The organism is Methylobacterium sp. J-001 (genome assembly GCF_022829565.1).
Lineage (GTDB): Bacteria > Pseudomonadota > Alphaproteobacteria > Rhizobiales > Beijerinckiaceae > Methylobacterium.
The window spans coordinates 1-1,122 of record NZ_JAKSYN010000191.1 but is presented as its reverse complement, the minus strand read 5'-3'; the positions used below and the strand labels follow the sequence as shown (position 1 = coordinate 1,122).

Genomic DNA, 1,122 nt, shown 5'->3' with positions numbered 1-1,122 from the left:
TCCAGAGTATCTGTAGTCAATCGGTTGTGTCCTCCATTCTTGCCTAGGTTCGCGTTTGTGTTAGGCACTCGCCCGCATGCCTATCAAGTCGGCCGGGGTGCTGGGGGCTCAGCCCGGTCCGTTGTCGGTCGTCAGGTGGCGTTGCGCCGGCGCGCGCGCATGATCGATCTCAGCGGCACTCTGCGTCATCTCGAGCGTGGCGGTTGGTGCGGCTGTGCTCGATCAGGCGCGGGTGATGCCGCGACCACGCCTGATCGAGCTCAGCCGCACCCAGCGCCAGGTCGAGCGTGGCGGTGACGTCGCTGGCCTGCATCGTCGTGCACAGCTTCCAGGCGACGATGGTGCGTGAGAAGTCGTCCGGGACCGTCGAGAGGTCGTACCAGCCCCAGCCAACGACCTTGAGGTAGGTGAAGTCCATCTGCCAAAGCTGGTTGGGCACGGTGGTCTTATCGCGAAACTCGTCGGCGGCCTTGATGACGATATGGGCCGGGCTGGTGATCAGGTCCTGAGACTTGAGCAACCGGTAGACGGTCGCTTCCGAGACGAAGTAGCGGCGCTCGTCGGTGAAGCGCACCGCCAGCTCACGCGGACTGAGTTCAGGCTCCTCCAGAGCCAGGGCAACGATCTGCTCGCGGATCTCCGCAGGTAGACGGTTCCAGACCCGGCTCAGCTGCGAAGGATGGTCATTCAACGCCTCGGGGCCGCCGCGCTGGTAGTCGTCGGCCCAGCGGTAAAACGTCGAGCGCGGGATGCCGACCGTCGCGGGCGCCCCGACGCCTTGAATGAGCAGCTCTAGCACGTGAGCCGGGTCTCGAACCGTCTACCTGCGGAGACCGCGGAGCAGTTCGTTGCCCTGGCTCTGGAGGGGCCTGACATCTGACCGCGTTGGCTGGCGGCGCCCATCACCGACGAGGGACGCTGCTTAGGCTCGGAAGCGACCATATACCGGTTGATCAAGTCTCAGGACATAGTCACCAGCCCGGCCCATATCGTCATCAAGGCAGCCGACGAGTTTCGCGATAAGACCACCGTGCCCAACCAGCTTTGGCAGATGGACTTCACCTACCTCAAGGTCGTTGGCTGGGGCTGGTACGACCTCTCGACGGTCCCGGACGACTTCTC

Annotated in this window: 2 pseudogenes; one reads left to right on the top strand and one right to left on the bottom strand. The window is 63.9% G+C overall.

The features are described 5' to 3' along the window. Positions 1 to 220 precede the first annotated feature (220 nt). Positions 221 to 757: pseudogene (locus tag MKK65_RS22580) on the bottom strand (helix-turn-helix domain-containing protein); the annotation flags it as partial. Here MKK65_RS22580 and MKK65_RS22575 point away from each other — a divergent pair. Next, positions 749 to 1,122 (top strand): annotated as a pseudogene (locus MKK65_RS22575) (IS3 family transposase); the annotation flags it as partial. The pseudogenes MKK65_RS22580 and MKK65_RS22575 sit on opposite strands and share 9 nt — an antisense overlap.